Source organism: Streptomyces sp. NPDC059371 (assembly GCF_042751995.1).
In the GTDB taxonomy this organism is placed as follows: domain Bacteria; phylum Actinomycetota; class Actinomycetes; order Streptomycetales; family Streptomycetaceae; genus Streptomyces.
Genome location: NZ_JBHYXD010000068.1, coordinates 17,088 through 35,313 on the forward strand (window position 1 = coordinate 17,088; position 18,226 = coordinate 35,313).

14 protein-coding genes and 1 pseudogene are annotated in these 18,226 nt (G+C 70.3%); 11 read left to right on the plus strand and 4 right to left on the minus strand.

What is annotated here, in order from left to right:
- Positions 1-17: 17 nt before the first annotated feature.
- On the minus strand, positions 18-2,519 hold the full coding sequence (locus tag ACFXGX_RS29800; RefSeq protein WP_384796923.1) for a glycoside hydrolase family 3 protein: 2,502 nt from the start codon (positions 2,517-2,519) through the stop codon (positions 18-20).
- A 58-nt stretch (positions 2,520-2,577) separates the two neighbouring features.
- Here ACFXGX_RS29800 and ACFXGX_RS29805 point away from each other — a divergent pair.
- Positions 2,578-2,814: pseudogene (locus ACFXGX_RS29805) on the plus strand (TetR family transcriptional regulator); the annotation flags it as partial.
- A gap of 76 nt (positions 2,815-2,890) precedes the next feature.
- Here the strand turns inward: ACFXGX_RS29805 and ACFXGX_RS29810 are convergent.
- Both ACFXGX_RS29810 and ACFXGX_RS29815 read right to left on the minus strand, forming a co-directional pair.
- Positions 2,891-3,703, minus strand: coding sequence for an EI24 domain-containing protein (locus ACFXGX_RS29810; protein WP_384796926.1), 813 nt, complete (start codon positions 3,701-3,703; stop codon positions 2,891-2,893).
- A gap of 122 nt (positions 3,704-3,825) precedes the next feature.
- On the minus strand, positions 3,826-4,848 hold the full coding sequence (locus tag ACFXGX_RS29815) for an NADP-dependent oxidoreductase (RefSeq protein ID WP_384796929.1): 1,023 nt from the start codon (positions 4,846-4,848) through the stop codon (positions 3,826-3,828).
- A 169-nt stretch (positions 4,849-5,017) separates the two neighbouring features.
- Here ACFXGX_RS29815 and ACFXGX_RS29820 point away from each other — a divergent pair, with 169 nt between their 5' ends.
- Positions 5,018-5,479, plus strand: a complete 462-nt coding sequence (locus tag ACFXGX_RS29820; protein WP_384796932.1) for a MarR family winged helix-turn-helix transcriptional regulator — start codon at positions 5,018-5,020, stop codon at positions 5,477-5,479.
- A 115-nt stretch (positions 5,480-5,594) separates the two neighbouring features.
- On the opposite strand, the gene ACFXGX_RS29825 is transcribed toward ACFXGX_RS29820, so the two are convergent.
- Complete coding sequence (locus ACFXGX_RS29825) at positions 5,595-6,350, minus strand: hypothetical protein (RefSeq protein ID WP_384796935.1); 756 nt, start codon at positions 6,348-6,350, stop codon at positions 5,595-5,597.
- Between the two features lie 265 nt (positions 6,351-6,615).
- Here ACFXGX_RS29825 and ACFXGX_RS29830 point away from each other — a divergent pair, with 265 nt between their 5' ends.
- From ACFXGX_RS29830 to ACFXGX_RS29870, 9 genes are all read left to right on the plus strand, one after another.
- Entirely contained in the window at positions 6,616-7,773 is a 1,158-nt protein-coding gene (locus tag ACFXGX_RS29830; protein WP_384796938.1) for a mandelate racemase/muconate lactonizing enzyme family protein, read from the plus strand.
- Positions 7,770-8,774: a zinc-binding dehydrogenase gene (locus ACFXGX_RS29835; protein ID WP_384796941.1), complete on the plus strand. Its 1,005-nt coding sequence runs from the start codon at positions 7,770-7,772 to the stop codon at positions 8,772-8,774. Before ACFXGX_RS29830 ends, ACFXGX_RS29835 begins: the two co-directional genes overlap by 4 nt.
- An 85-nt stretch (positions 8,775-8,859) precedes the next feature.
- The gene (locus ACFXGX_RS29840) at positions 8,860-9,861 is read left to right on the plus strand and encodes a hypothetical protein (protein ID WP_384796944.1); all 1,002 of its coding nucleotides are present in this window, start codon (positions 8,860-8,862) and stop codon (positions 9,859-9,861) included.
- Between the two features lie 139 nt (positions 9,862-10,000).
- On the plus strand, positions 10,001-11,113 hold the full coding sequence (gene chvE / locus ACFXGX_RS29845; protein ID WP_384796947.1) for a multiple monosaccharide ABC transporter substrate-binding protein: 1,113 nt from the start codon (positions 10,001-10,003) through the stop codon (positions 11,111-11,113).
- 32 nt (positions 11,114-11,145) lie between these two features.
- Positions 11,146-12,696 carry a multiple monosaccharide ABC transporter ATP-binding protein gene (mmsA, locus tag ACFXGX_RS29850; protein WP_384796950.1) on the plus strand — a complete coding sequence of 517 codons (1,551 nt, stop codon included), beginning with the start codon at positions 11,146-11,148 and terminating at the stop codon, positions 12,694-12,696.
- Positions 12,693-13,937 carry a multiple monosaccharide ABC transporter permease gene (gene mmsB, locus ACFXGX_RS29855; RefSeq protein ID WP_384796953.1) on the plus strand — a complete coding sequence of 415 codons (1,245 nt, stop codon included), beginning with the start codon at positions 12,693-12,695 and terminating at the stop codon, positions 13,935-13,937. The genes mmsA and mmsB overlap by 4 nt, the downstream gene beginning before the upstream one ends.
- Before the next feature lie 189 nt (positions 13,938-14,126).
- Positions 14,127-15,269 (plus strand): aldose epimerase family protein, encoded by a 1,143-nt coding sequence (locus ACFXGX_RS29860; protein WP_384796956.1) that lies wholly within the window; start codon positions 14,127-14,129, stop codon positions 15,267-15,269.
- Between the two features lie 161 nt (positions 15,270-15,430).
- Complete coding sequence (locus tag ACFXGX_RS29865; protein WP_384796959.1) at positions 15,431-17,131, plus strand: aminotransferase class I/II-fold pyridoxal phosphate-dependent enzyme; 1,701 nt, start codon at positions 15,431-15,433, stop codon at positions 17,129-17,131.
- A 211-nt stretch (positions 17,132-17,342) separates the two neighbouring features.
- Positions 17,343-18,113, plus strand: a complete 771-nt coding sequence (locus ACFXGX_RS29870) for an intradiol ring-cleavage dioxygenase (RefSeq protein ID WP_384796962.1) — start codon at positions 17,343-17,345, stop codon at positions 18,111-18,113.
- Positions 18,114-18,226: the final 113 nt, after the last annotated feature.

Consider the following 18,226-nt stretch of genomic DNA (forward strand, 5'->3'; position numbering starts at 1 on the left):
GAAGGGGGGCGCGATGCTTACGCCTCGATGATCGTGCTCAGACGGCGGTCCAGAAGGGAACGACCTGCCTGAACCTCGTACAAACCCTTCACAAACGCCCACATGTCCGTCGCGGTGTCCCAGACCTCGAAAGCGCGGTGGGGGAGCTCCACGACGGCCTCGACGCTCTCGCCCGGGGCGGCCTCGACTCCGGCGAATCCGGCGAGCGCCCGCGCGGGCCGGCCGGTGCCGGGTTCCACCGGGGCGAGGTAGACCTGCACGACCTCGCGCCCGGCCCGCCGACCGGAATTGCGGACACGGACGGTGACGGTGGTGCCCTCGACCTCGATGGACTCGTACGTCCAGTCGGTGTAGCCGAGACCGTGCCCGAAGGGGTACGAGGGGGTCCTGCCCGCCTTCTCCCAGGCGCGGTAGCCGATGAAGACGTCCTCGGAGTAAGGGAGTTCGCCGTCCGCCGGACGGACCCGGGTGACCGGGGCATCGGCCAGGGAGCCCCAGGTGGTGGGGAGGCGGCCGCCCGGCTCGTGGGCGCCGGTGAGGACGTCGGCGAGGGCGGCGCCGCCCTCCTGCCCCGGGAACCAGCTCAGGAGCACGGCGGCGACCTCGTCGCGCCACGGGAGTTCCACCGGGGAGCCGGAGTTGACGATCACGACGGTGTTCGGGTTGGCGGCGGCCACGGCGTGGACCAGTTCGTCCTGACGGCCGGGGAGCCCGAGGTCGGCGCGGTCGAAGCCCTCGGACTCGACGCGGTCGGTGGTGGCGACCACGACGACGGCGGTGTCGGCGGCGCGGGCCGCCTCGACCGCCTCGGCGATCAGTTCACCGGCGTCACGCACGGGCTCCTGGTGGGCGAGGGAGAAGCCGACGACCTTCATCGGGACGCCCTCGGGGACCGTGACGACATGGGTGAGGGAGACCTCCACCGGTTCGCCCGCGGCGAGTTCCGCCCGGCCGCGCGGAACGGGGGCGCCGAAGAACGTCACGAACGGGTCGTCCTTGGCGGCGCCCTGGACGTCGTCGAAGTACGTCGTGCCGTCGACGGTGAGGGTGAACGCGCCGAGGCCCTTGACGCCGAAGGTGTGCGGGCCGGACTCGCGCGGGGTGAAGGTGCCGGTGAGTTCGACGCTGTGCAGGTTCGTGGGGGTACCCCCTGCTCGAGCGGAGTCGAGAGTTTGGGGGAGGGTGACCCCCGCGGGCAGGTCGTCGCCCATCCACTGGATCTGGCCGTTCGGGGCGGAGACGGTGGCGACGACCTCGCCGGCGGCGTCACGGCACACCGCGCGCAGCTCGAACCCCTTGTCCGCGACAGGGAGTTCGACGGCGAGGTCGGCACCCACGGCGTAGGTCACCGTGCCCTCGGCGAGGGCGGCGGTGAGGCCGTCGAGGGGCGAGACGATCCGGGCGGGGAAGACGGTGGCCGAGCCGCCGCCGAGGACGCGGGCGTCACGGGCGGCGGCGCCGATGAGGGCGACCCGGTGGCCCGCGGGGAGCGGCAGGGCTCCTTCGTTGCGGACGAGGACGAAGGAGCGGCGGGCCACCTCCCGGGCCAGTGCCTCCCCGTCCACGGCCGCGGGCGCCCCGGTCACGACGGGTTCGGCACCCTCCAGGGCGCCGACACGGGCGGCGAGCCGGAGCACGTTGCGGACGGCCGCGTCGACCGTGGCCTCCGCCACCTCCCCGGCGCGCACGGCGGCGGCGAGCGGTTCTCCGTAGACGGTGAGGGGGCCGGGCATGGCGACGTCGAGGCCGCCCTCGATCGCGGCCCTGGTGTCGCGGGCCGCCATCCAGTCGGAGACGTTGACCCCGTCGAAGCCCCATTCGCCGCGCAGGACGTCGTTCACGAGACGACGGTGCTCGCTCATGGTCGTGCCGTTGACCGAGTTGTAGGCGGTCATGACGCCCCACGGACGGGCCTTCTCGACGATGGTCTCGAAGGGCGCCAGGTACAGCTCGCGCAGGGCGCGTTCGGAGACGAGGTTGTTCACCGTGAAGCGGTCGGTCTCGGCGTCGTTGGCGACGAAGTGCTTGACGGTGGTGGCGACGCCGCCGGACTGCACGCCGCGGACGTAGCCGCCGCCGATCGCGCCGGTCAGGAACGGGTCCTCGCTGTAGGCCTCGAAGTGGCGGCCGCCGAGTGGTGAGCGGTGCAGGTTGACGGTGGGGGCGAGCAGCACGTGGACGCCCTTGCGGCGCGCCTCCTGGGCGAGCAGCGTGCCGACCCGGCGGGCCAGCTCCGGGTCCCAGGAGGCGGCGAGGGCGGTGGGCGAGGGGAGCGCCACGGAGGGGTCGTCGGCGGTCCAGCGGACACCGCGGACGCCGATCGGGCCGTCGGACATGACGAGGGACTTCAGCCCGATCTCGGGGAGCTCGGGCAGCGTCCACATGTTCCGCCCGGACAGCAGCCGGGCCTTCGCGTCCAGGCCGAGCCGGCCGAGCGCCGCCTCGACGACGGCCTCCCGGGCCGCGTCCGCCTCCGCACCCTCCGCGCCCTCCGCCGTTTCCACAGCAGTGTCCGCCATGCCGGCACCTCCTCGTCGAAAACCGTCGGTCGCCCCCATCGTGCATCGGCCACCTGTAGAGCGGGACCAGTGGGACGCCCTGCCGGACACTCCCTGGCGGGCCGATCTGCTCGTCTCGCTGGTCGAGTACAACGCCATGCGGCCCGGGATCATCCAGACCTTCTCGGCCCCGCTCGGCGAGAGTGTCACGGAGGGGCACCCGGCCCGTGAGTTCTTCACCCGGCGCTACGGCGCGGTACGCGCGAACATGGCCGTGGCGCTGCGCGCCGAGTACGGGGAGCGGCTGCTGGGCGGGAACTGAGCGCTCCCGGGATCCGCCGGGGGCGCTTCACTGCTGCGGACGAGCGTGGCGCCTGCGGCGTGCGGGCCGGTCAGGGGGCGGTGCTCTGCTCCTCGGACGCCTCCTCGGAGTCCTCGTCGGCGTCGCCGCCCTCGCGGATCTCCTCGCCGAGCAGGTCCCGTGCCATCAGGGTGGCGCCGGCGACCGCTCCCGGCATCAGGAACACCGCGACGAACGGGACGAGGAAGGAGAGGCCCAGCGGGGTGCCGAAGCCCCAGACCAGCGCCTTGCGGGAGCGGAGCAGCGTGAGGCGCGTCCGCAGGTCGACGTCGCGGCGCTGCAGGGCGACGGCGACGAGTTCCTCGGTGAGGAAGAAGCCCGTGACGAAGAAGCCGAGCACCGGCACGACGGTCTGGCCGATGAACGGGACGAAGCCGAGCGCGAAGAGGAGGACCGCCCACACGAGGGCCCGCACGAGGACACGGAGGCTGTCGCGCGCGGAGATCCACAGCTCGCGCCAGAGCGGCAGTCCGGACTCGGGGGCCGTGCCGTCCGGGGAGACGTCGCGGTCGACCTTCTCCGAGAGGCTCTCGTAGAAGGGCTGGCCTATGAGCAGGGTGACCGCGGTGAAGGTGAGGACGGCGAGGAGGAGTGCCAGGGCGAACAGGACGGCGGTGAGGAAGCCGCGGAAGAGGCCGTCCCAGGGGCTGCTCCAGTCGTCCGCGAACGGCGTCGCCCAGGTGACGAAGTCCTCCCCGTACACGCCGAGGGCGACGAGCGCCGCCGCGTACAGAACGAGCGTGACGAGTCCGGGCAGCAGCCCGAACCCGAAACTCCTCCCGTGCCGGGCCACCCACCGCTGGCCACGCAGCAGATAGCCGAAACCCACCCCAAGATCGCGCATGGGGAGACCCTATCGGGGTGCCGTGCCGGGCCACAGCCCGTGGTGGCGGCGGCCGTCCTCGCCCGGTCCGCCGCCGCCTCGCAAGCGGTCACCGTTCCCGGTCCGCCGCCGCCCCGCCGGGGTCAGAGCTTGACGATCATCTTTCCGATGTTGTCGCCGCGCAGGACGCCGAAGAACGCCTCCAGGTTGTTCTCGATGCCCTCGACGATCGTCTCGGCGTACTTCAGCTCACCGGAGCGGATCCAGCCGCCGACCTCCCGCACGAACTCCTGCTGGAGGTCGTAGTGGTCGCCGACGAGGAAGCCCTGGATGCGGCCGCGGGTCTGGATCAGCCGGGCCAGGTTCCGCGGGCCCGGGACGGGCTCGGTGCTGTTGTAGACGGAGATCATGCCGCAGACCGCGATGCGGCCGTCCCGGTTCAGCGAGCCGATGGCGGCTTCCAGGTGGTCGCCGCCCACGTTGTCGAAGTAGACGTCGACGCCGTCGGGCGCGGCCTCGCGGAGCTGCTGGGAGACCGGGCCGTTCTTGTAGTTGAAGGCCGCGTCGAAGCCGTACTCCTCGACGAGCAGCTTGACCTTCTCGTCGGACCCGGCGGAGCCGATGACGCGCGAGGCGCCCTTGAGCCGGGCGATCTGGCCCACCTGGCTGCCGACGGCACCGGCGGCGCCGGACACGAAGACGGAGTCGCCCTCCTTGAAGGAGGCGGTGCGCAGGAGCCCGGCGTACGCGGTGAGGCCGGTCATGCCGAGGACGCCGAGGTAGGTCGACAGCGGCGCGGCCTCCGGGTCCACCTTGACGGCCTGCTTGGCGTCCACGACGGCGTACTCGCGCCAGCCGAGGAAGTGCAGCACGTGGTCGCCGGGCTCGATGCCCTCGGCGTTCGAGGCGATGACCTCGCCGACGGCGCCGCCCTGCATGGTCTTGCCGAGCTCGAAGGGGGCGACGTAGGACTTGGCGGCGCTCATGCGGCCGCGCATGTACGGGTCGACGGAGACGTAGGCGTTCCGGACCAGGACCTCACCCGGACCCGGCTGCCGGACCTCGGCCTCGACCAGGGCGAAGTCGGCGGGCTGGGGCCAGCCGACCGGACGGCTGACCAGGTGCCATTCACGGCCGGTGGAGGGAAGCTGGGGGGTCTCGGACATGAGGGTGCGCCTTTCACGGTGACCGGCGAGCGGACAGTGCTTCGGAACTTGATGCTTCGGAACTTGATGCTTCGACACCTAATGCTTCAGTACCTCAAACAATGAGTACCTGAAACAACGATGCTCATGAATATTTCATGATGTCAAGTAACGCGGTACGATCGAGGGCATGGCCACCCACAAGAGACCACGGATCGACCCTCTGACCATGGAGGTCGTCGAACTGATCGGCACGGTCGTGGCCCGCTACCACGAGGAGTACGAGGACGCGGCCGCCGAACACGCCCTCACCGGCGCGCAGGCGCGGCTGCTGAGCCTGCTCTCGCTGGAACCGCTGCCGATGCGCCGTCTGGCGCAGAAACTGAGGTGCGAGCCGTCCAACGTCACGGGGATCGTGGACCGGCTGGAGACGCGGGGGCTGGTGGAGCGCCGCCCCGACCCGGCGGACCGCCGGGTGAAACTGGCGGCGGCGACGGCCGAGGGCCGCAGAATCGCCGGCGGGCTGCGCGACTCGCTCGACTTCGCCCGCGAACCGCTGGCGGAGCTCTCGGACCAGGAACGGCTGGCCCTGCGCGAGTTGCTGCGCCGCATGCTGGGCGAGGCCCCGGGCGGCGTGGGCGACGGAGCCTGAGGACGCGAGCGCCGGGGACACGGGGAGAACGCGGAAGCCCCGGAAACCGGAGAAACCTGAGAAATCTGAGAAACCGGAAAAGGTCGTCAGCCCGTACCGGGTAACACCCCCGCGGCTACGCGCACCACCACAGGAAGCGGTTGCAGTCGCCCGAGGACGAGGGCGCCGGGGTGGGTGCCGACGTCGTCGGGCCCGTCGTGGCGGGGGCCGACGCGCCCGGGGCCGAGGAGGCCGTCACCGGGGCCGAGGTGGTCCGGCCCGGGAGGGTGCCGGCGGCCGAGGGCCCGCCGCCCGCGGCGCTCTTCTCGCTCGTCGCGGACGCGGAGGGCGAGGCGGAGGCGGATCCGGAGGCCGACGGCGAGGAGGTGGACGTACGTCCGGCCGAGGGGGACTTGGAGGGGGAGCTCTTCTTGAGCAAGGACGCCGCCGGTGAGGCCGAGCCGTCGGGCGACTCCGCCGCGGCGGGGCTGGGGCCGAGCCCGGGCGCGTCGACACCGAGTTCGGCGAGGCTCAGGCCTCCGGCCGCCATGACGAAGCCGACGGCTATGTACAGGGTGCGGCGGCGCCGGCGGCGGTGCGCGGCGGCCTTGCGGTCACGCCGGCTGGTGCCGGCCGAAGCCTTCGGACCCCGCCGGTCACCCTCACTCCCGGCCTCCGTGTCCACGACGGGGCCGCCACGCCGGCGCGTGGCACGCCGGGAACGCCATTCGATGTCGCCGTCCTCGCCCTGGTGCGCGTCGGCGTCCGCACCCGTCGGCGGGCGCGCGCCGGCCCCCTCGGCGTCCGCGCCGAGTTCGTCGACCGGGGTACCGCACCCCGGACAGGCGAGGGCGCCGTTGAGGTGCCTGCGGCACACGTGGCAGTAGTCCATGACGCGGGAAGACTAGGGTCACCGCCGGTAACGTTCCTAGGCGCAGTTGTGAAGATGTTGTGCGGAATCAAGTATTCCGGTCCGGCGGACCCAGGCATCCCCGAACATTCCCCGCCATCCTGACGCCCACCTGACGCCCATCGCGTCGAAACCGTTATATGCGCGACCCATTGACACCCCCCGGGCCGCGTCCTTACTGTCACGCCAGCATTTCGAACGTGTGACGAAATTTCGAACAGAGCTGAAAGCACAGGGGGCATCTGCCGTGCGCATCACGGGAATCACCACACACGTGGTCGGGACACCCTGGCGGAACCTGACCTACGTCCAGGTGCACACCGACGAGGGCATCACCGGGGTCGGCGAGACCCGCATGCTGGGCCACACCGACGCGCTGATCGGCTATCTGCACGAGGCGCAGGCCAACCATATTCTCGGCTCCGACCCGTTCGCCGTCGAGGACCTGGTCCGCCGGATGAAGTACGGCGACTACGGACGCGCCGGCGAGATCGTGATGTCCGGCATCGCGGTCATCGAGATGGCCTGCTGGGACATCAAGGGCAAGGCGCTCGGGGTGCCGGTCTGGCAGCTCCTCGGCGGCAAGGTCACCGACAGGGTCAAGGCCTACGCCAACGGCTGGTACACCACCGAACGCACCCCGGAGGCCTACCACAAGGCCGCTCAGGAGGTCGTCGCGCGGGGCTACCGGGCCCTCAAGATCGACCCCTTCGGCACCGGGCACTTCGAGCTGGACCACGAGGCCACGCTGTACTCGGTGTCGCTCATCGAGGCGGTGCGCGACGCGATCGGGCCCGAGACCGAGCTGATGCTGGAGATGCACGGCCGCTTCTCGCCGTCCACCGCCGTCCGCCTCGCCCGCGAGCTCGCCCCCTTCAAGCCCGCGTGGCTGGAGGAGCCGGTGCCGCCGGAGAACCTCAAGGCTCTGGAGAAGGTGGCCGCCAAGGTCGACATGCCGCTCGCCACGGGCGAGCGGATCCACGACCGCATCGAGTTCCGCGAGCTCTTCGAGAGCCAGGCGGTCGACATCATCCAGCCCGACGTCGGCCACATCGGCGGCATCTGGGAGACCCGCAAGCTCGCCGCCACCGCGGAGGCGCACTACGTCCTGGTCGCGCCGCACAACGTCGGCGGGCCGGTCCTGACCGCCGCCTCCCTCCAGGTCGGCTTCACCTCGCCGAACTTCAAGATCCTGGAGCACTTCAACGACTTCGCCGACGCGGAGATCAAGAAGGTCGTCAAGGGTGCCCCGCAGGTCGTGGACGGCTACTTCGAGCTGTCCCACGAGCCGGGACTCGGCGTCGAGCTGGACGTCGACGCGGCGGCCGAGTTCCCGCAGCAGCAGGCCCGGTTCGACCTGTGGGCCGACGGCTGGGAGCAGCGCAAGCCCAAGGGGGCGAAGTGAGCACCGCGGTCCTCGTCGAGGGTCCGGGCGAGCACCGGATGGTCCCGCACGAGCCGGTCCGGCCGTCGGCGGGCGAGGCGCTCGTGCGGGTGCACGCGGTCGGCATCTGCGGCAGCGACCGCGAGGTCTACCAGGGCAACCGGCCCGAGGGCTACGTCCGCTATCCCCTGACCCCGGGTCACGAGTGGTCCGGGACCGTCGAGGAGGTCGGCACCGGCGTCCCGGCGACGCTCGTCGGCCGCAAGGTCGTCGGCGAGGGGTTTCGCAACTGCCAGGTCTGCGACCGTTGCCACGCGGGCGAGACAACGTTGTGCACGGCCGGGTACGAGGAGACCGGTTTCACCCGGCCGGGCGCGATGGCGGGCACGCTGACGCTGCCGGCACGGCTGCTGCACGTCCTGCCCGACGACGCCGATCTGACGGCCGCCGCCCTGCTGGAGCCGGCCGCCTGCATCGCGGCCGCCGCGCTCAAGGCGAACGCGCGGCCCGGTGAGCGCGTGGCCGTGGTGGGCACCGGAACGCTCGGGATGTTCGCCGTGCAGTTCCTGAAGGCGGGCTCCCCGGCCGAGCTGCTCGTGGTGGGCACCCGCCCCGACCGGGCGGCGCTGTCACGGGAGTTCGGCGCCACGGACTTCCGCACCAGGGACCAGGAGCTCCCCGACGACTTCGACGTCGTGATCGAGACCGCCGGGTCCGCGTCCGCCGCGCGCACCGCCGCCTCCCTGCTGCGGCGCGGCGGGCGCCTGGTCCTCACGGGGATCCCGGCGCCGGGCGCCGAGGGTCTCGACCCGACCGATCTCGTCGTACGGCAGCTCGAGGTGCACACCGTGTTCGGGGCTCCGCCGGAGGCCTGGGCGCACACGGTACGGGTCTTCGGCGCGGGCCTGCTGAACCCGTCCCCGCTGGTCACGCACGAGCTGCCGCTGGCCGCGTTCCCTGAGGCCATCGAACTGGTGGGTTCCGGTGATCCCAAGGTCGGCAAGGTCCTGCTGAAGCCGTGACCACCCGAGCCGTACGCCGGTACGGGGTTTCCTGACGGCCCCGTACCGGCGTACATCAGGCCTCGCGCACCCAAGGTCGCGAACCATGACCGAAATATCGAACGATGAAGGACAGCTTGTGACCGACGCCTCTCCCACGGCGCCCCGTCGACCCGGTGAGCCGGCCCTGGCCGCGCTCGGCCTGGCCGCGCCCGCCCTCTCCCCCGACGACGCCTCGCCGCACACCTTTCCCGGAGGCGGCCGCTGGCGCACCGAGGTTCCCTCCGTGGAGGGGCCCGAGGCGCTCGCCGTGGTCCTCAAGGAGGCCTCGCGGCTCGATGTGCCGATCCACCGGATCAGCCAGGGCAGCGGCATCTGGATGCTGACCGACGCCGAGATCACCGAGATGGTCGAGGCCACCGGTGAACGCGACATCGAACTCTGCCTGTTCACCGGACCACGCGGCATCTGGGACATCGGCGCCTCGACGCGCTCCGACTCGCGCGGCGGCGGGCTGCGCGCCCGTGGCCACGACGCGGTGGCCGGCTGTGTCGAGGACGCCGTCCGGGCGACGGAACTGGGCGTCAAGTGCCTGCTCGTCGCCGACGAGGGTGTGCTGTGGACGCTGCACCGGGCGCGTGTCGCCGGGATCCTCCCGGCCGACACGACGTTCAAGGTCTCGGCGCTGATCGGTCCGGTCAACCCGGCCTCGTACGCCGTGTACGAGAACCTCGGCGCCGACTCGCTGAACGTGCCGAGCGACCTGACGCTCGATCACCTCACCGAGATCCGGCGGGTCTCCGCCGCCCCCATGGACATGTACATCGAGGCCCCCGACGATCTCGGCGGGTACATCCGGATGTACGAGGTCGCCGAGCTGATCCGGCGCGGCGCACCGCTCTATCTGAAGTTCGGGCTGTCCAAGACCCCCGGGCTCTACCCGTACGGACACCATCTGCGGGACCTGACCCTGAGCACGGCCCGGGAGCGGGTGCGCCGCGGCCGCCTCGCCCTCGACCTGCTGGCACGGCACGGCGCGGGCGGCGACATGGCCCCGCTCGGCTCCCGTCTGCCCGGGGCACTCTCGCGGTTCGACACTCCCTCATAACGTTCGCACAAACCCCCTTCACACAAGCAGACACAGTCGCGCACAATCCAACACACCTTCTCAGCCTCACCTGTAACACTCCCGGAACATCCCCGCTCCGTGAGACTCCGCCCGGTCCCAGACATCAAGGATGATGATCATGCGTAACCGCAGAGCCGCACTCGCCGCCATAGCCGGAGCCGCCTCCCTCGCCCTCACCCTCACCGCCTGTGGCCAGAGCGGCGAAGGCGGCAGCAAGGAGGACAAGAGCAACAGCAAGGGCGGGACGATCGGCATCGCGATGCCGACCAAGTCGTCCGAGCGCTGGATCGCCGACGGCAACAACGTCGTCAAGAACCTGGAGTCCAAGGGCTACAAGACCAAGCTGGTCTACGGCGAGGACGACCCCCAGCAGCAGGTCTCCCAGATCGAGAACCTGATCACGCAGAACGTCAAGGCGCTGATCGTGGCGGCCATCGACAACAAGTCCCTGGACAACGTTCTCCAGGAGGCCGCGGACGCCCACATCCCGGTCATCGCCTACGACCGCCTGATCCTCGGCTCGAAGAACGTCGACTACTACGCGTCCTTCGACAACTCGAAGGTCGGTGAGCTCCAGGGCAACTACATCCTGCAGAAGCTCGGTCTCGCGGACGGCTCCAAGAAGGGCCCGTTCAACATCGAGCTCTTCGCCGGCTCGAACGACGACAACAACACGAAGTACTTCTTCGGCGGCGCGATGAAGGTGCTGCAGCCCTACATCGACAAGAAGCAGCTCGTCGTCCAGTCCGGCCAGACCGCGCTCAACCAGGTCACCACCCTGCGCTGGGACGGCGCCACCGCCCAGAAGCGCATGGACGACATCCTCACCAAGTCGTACGCCAGCAAGAAGGTCGACGCGGTCCTCTCGCCGTACGACGGCATCTCCATCGGCATCCTGTCGGCGCTGAAGTCGGACGACTACGGCTCCAAGAGCAAGCCGCTGCCGGTCCTCACGGGTCAGGACGCCGAGCTGGCGTCGGTGAAGTCGATCATCGCGGGCGAGCAGACGCAGACCGTCTACAAGGACACCCGTGAGCTGGCCAAGATCGCCTCGACCATGGTCGACGACGCCCTCAAGGGCAAGAAGCCGCAGACCAACGACACCACGACGTACGACAACGGCGCGAAGGTCGTCCCCGCCTACCTCCTCCAGCCGGTGAGCGTCGACAAGTCCAACTACCAGTCGGTCCTGGTCGACGGCGGCTACTACACGGCGGACCAGCTCAAGTAAGCGTCGAACCTCACGGATTGGAAGGCACGACCATGGCGGGACCCGTCCTGGAAATGCGCTCGATCGTCAAGACCTTTCCCGGCGTCAAGGCGCTGTCGGACGTCACTCTGACTGTCCAGCAGGGCGAGGTCCACGCCATCTGCGGTGAGAACGGCGCCGGCAAGTCGACCTTGATGAAGGTCCTCTCCGGCGTCCACCCGCACGGGAGTTACGAGGGCGAGATCCTCTTCGAGGGAGAGGTCTGCGGCTTCAAGGACATCCGGGCGAGCGAGCAGCACGGCATCGTCATCATCCACCAGGAACTGGCGCTGTCGCCCTACCTCTCCCTCGCGGAGAACATCTTCCTCGGCAACGAGCACGCCAAGCGCGGGTTCATCGACTGGACCCTGACGCTGCGTCATGCCACCGAGCTGCTGCGGCGGGTGGGCCTGAACGACCACCCCGAGACCCGCGTCGCCGACATCGGCGTGGGCAAGCAGCAGCTCGTGGAGATCGCCAAGGCGCTCTCGAAGAAGGTGAAGCTGCTCATCCTCGACGAGCCGACCGCGGCGCTCAACGACGAGGACAGCGACAAGCTCCTGGACCTGATCCTGGAGCTGAAGAAGCAGGGCATCACCTCGATCATCATCTCCCACAAGCTCAACGAGATCCGCAAGGTCGCCGACTCGGTGACGATCCTGCGGGACGGCCGGACCATCGAGACGCTCGATGTGAAGGCGCCGGAGACGACCGAGGACCGGATCATCAGCGGAATGGTCGGCCGGGACCTCGACCACCGCTTCCCCGAGCGCACCCCGCACCACCCGGAGGAGGGTGCCGCCCCGGCGCTGGAGATCCGCGACTGGACCGTGCACCACCCGATCGACCAGCAGCGCAAGGTGGCCGACGACGTGTCGCTCCAGGTGCGGCGCGGGGAGATCGTCGGTATCGCGGGCCTCATGGGCGCCGGCCGCACCGAGCTCGCGATGAGCGTCTTCGGGCGGTCGTACGGCCGCTACGCGGGCGGGACGGTCCTCAAGGACGGCGAGGAGATCCGTACCAGGACCGTCGCGGAGGCGGTCGGCCACGGCATCGCGTACGTCACCGAGGACCGCAAGCACTACGGCCTCAACCTCATCGACACGATCAACCGCAACATCTCGCTCTCCGCTCTCGGCAAGGTGGCCAAGCGCGGGATCGTCGACGAGCACGAGGAGCGGCAGGTCGCCGAGAGCTACCGCACGTCGATGAACATCAAGGCGCCGACCGTCTTCGAGCCGGTGGGCAAGCTCTCCGGCGGCAACCAGCAGAAGGTCGTCCTCAGCAAGTGGATCTTCGCGGGTCCGGACGTGCTGATCCTGGACGAGCCGACCCGCGGCATCGACGTGGGGGCCAAGTTCGAGATCTACACGGTCATCGACAAGCTGGCGGCCGAGGGCAAGGCGATCGTCTTCATCTCCTCCGAGCTGCCCGAACTGCTCGGCATGTGCGACCGCATCTACACCATGGCGGCGGGGCGGCTGACCGGTGAGTTCTCGCGGGCCGAGGCCACGCAGGAAGTGCTGATGCGTCAGATGACGAAGGACAAAGAGGTAACGCGATGAGCACCGATGTGACCAACACCCCGGCCGAGGCACCGCCGGGCAAGGACGGCAGCGGCGGCACCGGGGAGAACCTGGTACGGCTGATGCTGGACGGCATGCGCAGCAACATGCGCCAGTACGGCATGCTGATCGCCCTCGGCCTGATCGTCGCCCTCTTCGCGGTCTGGACCGACGGAAGCCTGCTGCTGCCGCACAACATCTCCAACCTGGTCCTGCAGAACAGCTACATCCTGATCCTCGCGATCGGCATGATGCTGGTGATCATCGCGGGCCACATCGACCTGTCGGTCGGTTCGCTGACGGCGTTCGTGGGCGCGTTCGCGGCCGTACTGACGGTGCAGCACGGCGTGTCGTGGCCCCTCGCCCTGGTGCTGAGCCTGGTGGTGGGCGCCGTGGCGGGTTCGGTCCAGGGATTCCTGATCGCCTATCTCGGCATACCGTCCTTCATCGTCACCCTCGCCGGGATGCTGATCTTCCGCGGTCTGACCGAGATCCTGCTCAAGGGGCAGACCCTCGGGCCGTTCCCGGGCGGCCTGCAGAAGATGGGCAACGGCTTCCTGCCGGAGGTCGGCCCGACCACCAACTACCACAACATCACGCTGCTGCTGGGCCTGGCCGTGATCGTCTTCGTGGTCCTGCAGGAGGTCCGTGACCGCAAGCGCCAGCAGGAGTTCTCGCTGGACGTGCTGCCGGCCAAGCTGTTCCTGCTCAAGCTGGTGGCGCTGGTCGCCGCGGTCCTCACCGTCACGATGATGCTCGCCAGCTACAAGGGCGCGCCGATCGTGCTGCTGATCCTCGGCGCGCTGGTCGTCGGCTACGGCTACATGATGCGCAACGCCGTCTTCGGCCGCCACATCTACGCGATCGGCGGCAACCTCCCGGCGGCGAAGCTGTCGGGCGTCAAGGACAAGAAGGTCACCTTCTATGTCTTCCTGAACATGGGCATGCTCGCGGCCCTGGCGGGTCTGGTGGTAGCCGCCCGCCTGAACGCGGCCTCTCCGAAGGCCGGCCTGAGCTTCGAGCTGGAAGCCATCGCCTCGTCGTTCATCGGTGGCGCGTCCATGAGCGGCGGTGTCGGTACCGTCCTCGGCGCGATCATCGGCGGTCTGGTCCTCGGCGTGCTGAACAACGGTATGAACCTCCTCAGTGTCGGCACCGACTGGCAACAGGTCATCAAGGGCCTGGCCCTGCTGGCCGCGGTCGGGTTCGACGTGTGGAACAAGCGCAAGGTCGGTTCGTAAGTCAGCCGGGGGGGGGGGGGGGGGGCGGGGGGCGCCCCCCCCCCGGGGGCCGCCCCCCTCGCCAGATCACAACATATCGCGGCGTGCGGGGCCGCGCGGGGGGGCGACGCGGTCGGGGGCGGCGGCGGGGGGGCGGCGGGGGGGCGCGGCGGGCGGGGCCCCCCCCCTCCATTGGGCAGGAGCCGCGAAATGGAAACGAGCAGACGTACGGTCATCGCAGCGGCGGCAGCGGGATTAACCGCGGCCACCATCGGCACGGCGCACGCAGCGGGCGGGAAGAAGCCCGTGAGGGAACTGTTCGGCAAGCTCGCCGACGGGACGAAGGTCCACCGGTGGTCGCTGGAGAACGGCGGGACACGGCTCAAGGTCCTGTCCTACGGCGGAATCGTCCAGTCCCTGGAGATCCCCGACCGGCACGGCAGGTACCGCAACATCGCGCTGGGCTTCGGTGACATCGACTCCTATGTCGCCTCCAGCCCGTACTTCGGCGCCCTGATCGGCCGGTACGGCAACCGCATCGGCAAGGGGCGGTTCACCCTCGACGGCACGGACCACCAGCTCTCCGTCAACGACGGCGTCAACAGCCTGCACGGCGGCGCCAAGGGCTTCGACAAGCGGGTCTGGGACGTGGAGGGCTTCTCCTCGGGCTCCGGCGTCGGACTCGTCCTGCACTACACCAGCGTCGACGGCGAGATGGGCTACCCCGGCACGCTCCGGGCGAAGGTCACCTACACCCTGACCCGGCACGGCGACTGGCGCATCGACTACGAGGCCACCACCGACAAGGCCACCGTCGTCAACCTCACCAGCCATGTGTACTGGAACCTCGCCGGTGAGGGCAGCGGCTCGATCTACGACCACGAACTCGAGATCGCGGCCTCCCGCTACACACCCGTCGACTCGGGCCTGATCCCCACCGGGGAACTCGCGAAGGTCGCCGGCACCCCCTTCGACTTCCGCCGGACCAAGACCGTCGGCCGGGACATCCGGGTGGCCCACCAGCAGCTCCTGTACGGCAAGGGCATCGACCACAACTGGGTCCTCGACAAGGGGATCACGGCGAAGCCCGAGCATGTCGCGACGCTGCGCGACCCGTCCTCCGGCCGCACCCTGACGATCGCGTCGAACGAGCCCGGCCTGCAGTTCTACTCGGGCAACTTCCTGGACGGCACCCTGGTCGGCACCGGCGGCCACATCTACCGCCAGGGCGACGCGCTGTGCCTGGAGACCCAGCACTTCCCGGACTCCCCGAACCACCCGTCGTTCCCGTCGACGGTGCTGCGGCCCGGGCAGACGTACCGGACCAGCACGGTCCACTCGTTCGGCGTGTGACCGTACCTCACAGCCGGTTCACAAAATCCGCACGACCTCACAACGATTGAACAGCGCCCCATCCGTATCCGTACGAGAGGGTGGCCCGTGCTCCCCCGCGCGGGCCACCCAAAGAACGGGGGCCCGTCCTCCCCAACGGGCTCGCCCTATACGGAGGTTCCATGGCCGGCAATGTCACCTCGCTCTTTCGCGGCACCGCGGCGCACAGCCCGTCGATGGCCGCATTGACGCGGGAGGGCGACGGAGCCGGCCCGGTTGACTTCTGCATCCCCTGCAACCCGTACTTCCCCACCCCGGCGATGTTCGACGAACTCGCCGGCCGTCTGCGCGAGATCATCACCTACTACCCGAGCAGCGCCGACACGATCACCAGCGAGCTGTGCTCGCTGCTCCAACTTCCGCCGCAGTGCGTCGCGATGGGCAACGGCTCGACCGAACTCATCACATGGATCGATCACTTGCTGGTCCGCGAGTCCCTCGCGATACCCGTCCCCACGTTCGGCCGCTGGACCGACCAGCCGATGGAGACCGGCAAGCGGGTCGACATGTTCCCGCTCCAGGAGTCCAACGGCTTCGCGCTCGACCTCGCCGCCTACGCCAAGTTCATCCGCTCACGCGGCACCAAGGTCGCCGTGATCTGCAACCCGAACAACCCCGACGGCGGTTTCCTGCCGCGCCAGTCGGTCATCCAGTTCATGGACGCGATGGCCGATCTGGACCTGGTCGTCATCGACGAGTCCTTCCTGGAGTTCGCCGACGCCGAGTCGGAGCCCAGCGTGGTCGAGGACGCGGTCATGAGACCCAACGTCATCGTGCTGCGCAGCCTCGGCAAGAACTTCGGCCTGCACGGCATCCGCTTCGGCTACATGGTCGCCAACCCCTCGCTCGCGGGCAGGGTCCGCTCGATGCTGCCGAAGTGGAACCTCAACTCCTTCGCGGAGACCGTGGTGTTCATGCTCAAGAACCACGGCAAGGAGTACATGGAGAGCCTGCACATGGTCCGCCGCGACCGGCTCGACATGGCCCGCCAACTCTCCGCGCTGCCCGGTCTGACGATCTACCCCTCGCAGGGCAACTTCCTGTTCGTACGTCTTCCCGTCGGCGCCGAGGGCACCGTGGTCCGGGACCGGCTGCTCACCGAGCACCGCATCCTGGTCCGCGAGTGCGGCAACAAGGTCGGTTCGTCCAGCCGCTTCCTGAGACTCGTCGTACGTCCCCAGACGGATGTACGCCGCCTGGTGGCCGGCCTGGAGCAGGTGCTCTACGGGGCCAGGCAGGAAGCAGCCGTACCCGAGCTGAGCAATGGGACCGGCTACGGCTCGGGCACGGCCATGGTGGACCGCCTCGTCGGCTCGACCAACGGGGCGGGCATGCAGGGGCTGGCCGCGCAGGCGAACGCGTGGCCCGGACAGCCCGCCCCGATGCCCCAGCCGGTGGCCGCCGCCGCCCCGCAGCCCAGCCTGCCGGCAGCTCAGCAGCCGCGGCCCGCCGTCGCGTCGCCCTACCCGGCCCAGCAGCCCGCCGCCGCCCCCGGCTATCCGGCCCCGCAGCAGCCCGCGGCGGCCCAGGCCTACCCCGCCGCCCCGCAGCCCGCCAGCTGGCCGGCCGCGGCCCAGAGCCCGGGTGCGATGCCGGCCCAGATGCCGCCCGCCGCCATGCAGGCCCCGTCGCCCGCCCTCCAGCCGGCCGGCCAGACCGGCATGCCCGGCATGGCGGGCGCCGCCTCCATGGGTGCGCAGGGCGGCCTGACGGCGGCCCAGGTCCGCGGCAGGACGCAGCCTGAACCACCCCCACCCCAGTCGTCGGGCAACGGCAACGGCTGGGGCGCCGTCGGCGCCATGCTGTACAACCAGGCCGGTTAGGCCACTCGTACCGCCGCGCGCCCACCTCGCGCGGCCGGCCTCCCCACAGGCCGGGCGGGACCCCCGCGGAGCAGGCCTCCCCACAGGCCGGCCGCGGGGATCCGCCCACGACCGAGGGCGCGGGCCGGGTGTCCGACAAGGCACTTGACGGGCGGTCACTTTGCGGAACGCACAGTCCTCCGACAGCATCCCTCCCTACGGTGCCGTGTTCATGACAGACACCCCCACGAAAGACTCGTCAGAGGCCCCTGTCGGGCGCCGGGCCGTGCTGATCGCCGCCGGCGCCTCGGCCGCGGCACTCGCCGTGGCCGCCGCGGCACCCGTCGCCCCCGCCCCCGTCACCGACCCGGCCCCCGCGGCCGCGGCCGTCTGCACCCTCACCAAGGAGATGACCGAAGGCCCCTACTACCTCGACGGCCAGCTCGTCCGCTCCGACGTCACCGAAGGCAAGGCGGGCGCCCCCCTCAAGCTGGTCCTCACCGTCGTCGACGACTCCACCTGCGCACCGATCGGCAACGCCCTCGTGGAGATCTGGCACTGCGACGCGCTCGGCGAGTACTCCGGCTTCGTCGGCAACAACGGCCACAGCGAGCCGGACGACGGCACGTTCCTGCGCGGCGGCGTCCTGACGAACGCCTCCGGCGTCGCGAACCTCACCACCGTCTACCCCGGCTGGTACCGGGGCCGCTGCGTGCACATCCACGTCAAGGTGCACACCGACGTCACCCTCACCTCCGACGGCTCCTTCACCGGCGGCCGGGAACTCCACACCGGTCAGCTCTTCTTCAACGAGACGATCACCACGGCGATGGCCAAGGTGTCCCCGTACTCCACCAACAAGGTCACCCGCACCACCCTCGCCCAGGACTCCGTCTACGACGACGGGGGCGCCTCCTCCGGCCTCCTGACCCTGACGGCCCTCGGCAGCGGCACCTCCGCCGGCTACACCGGCACGCTGACGCTCGGCGTCGAGACGAGCTGACCCGCACCTTCCCCCCACGGGAGCCGGGGGGGGGGGGGGGGCCCCCGCGGGGCCGCCCCCCCCCCCGCCCCCCGCGGCGACACCCCCCCCCGGCGGGGGCGTCTGACTCTCAC

What these genes read in the sequence shown, in the direction of transcription:
- ACFXGX_RS29840 (WP_384796944.1), top strand. Translation starts at nt 8,860, where the DNA reads ATGACCGAAATATCGAACGATGAAGGACAGCTTGTGACCGACGCCTCT.
- ACFXGX_RS29865 (WP_384796959.1), top strand. Translation starts at nt 15,431, where the DNA reads ATGGCCGGCAATGTCACCTCGCTCTTTCGCGGCACCGCGGCGCACAGC.
- mmsA (WP_384796950.1), top strand. Translation starts at nt 11,146, where the DNA reads ATGGCGGGACCCGTCCTGGAAATGCGCTCGATCGTCAAGACCTTTCCC.
- ACFXGX_RS29820 (WP_384796932.1), top strand. Translation starts at nt 5,018, where the DNA reads ATGGCCACCCACAAGAGACCACGGATCGACCCTCTGACCATGGAGGTC.
- ACFXGX_RS29825 (WP_384796935.1), bottom strand. Translation starts at nt 6,350, where the DNA reads ATGGACTACTGCCACGTGTGCCGCAGGCACCTCAACGGCGCCCTCGCC.
- ACFXGX_RS29815 (WP_384796929.1), bottom strand. Translation starts at nt 4,848, where the DNA reads ATGTCCGAGACCCCCCAGCTTCCCTCCACCGGCCGTGAATGGCACCTG.
- ACFXGX_RS29810 (WP_384796926.1), bottom strand. Translation starts at nt 3,703, where the DNA reads ATGCGCGATCTTGGGGTGGGTTTCGGCTATCTGCTGCGTGGCCAGCGG.
- chvE (WP_384796947.1), top strand. Translation starts at nt 10,001, where the DNA reads ATGCGTAACCGCAGAGCCGCACTCGCCGCCATAGCCGGAGCCGCCTCC.
- mmsB (WP_384796953.1), top strand. Translation starts at nt 12,693, where the DNA reads ATGAGCACCGATGTGACCAACACCCCGGCCGAGGCACCGCCGGGCAAG.
- ACFXGX_RS29860 (WP_384796956.1), top strand. Translation starts at nt 14,127, where the DNA reads ATGGAAACGAGCAGACGTACGGTCATCGCAGCGGCGGCAGCGGGATTA.
- ACFXGX_RS29800 (WP_384796923.1), bottom strand. Translation starts at nt 2,519, where the DNA reads ATGGCGGACACTGCTGTGGAAACGGCGGAGGGCGCGGAGGGTGCGGAG.
- ACFXGX_RS29870 (WP_384796962.1), top strand. Translation starts at nt 17,343, where the DNA reads ATGACAGACACCCCCACGAAAGACTCGTCAGAGGCCCCTGTCGGGCGC.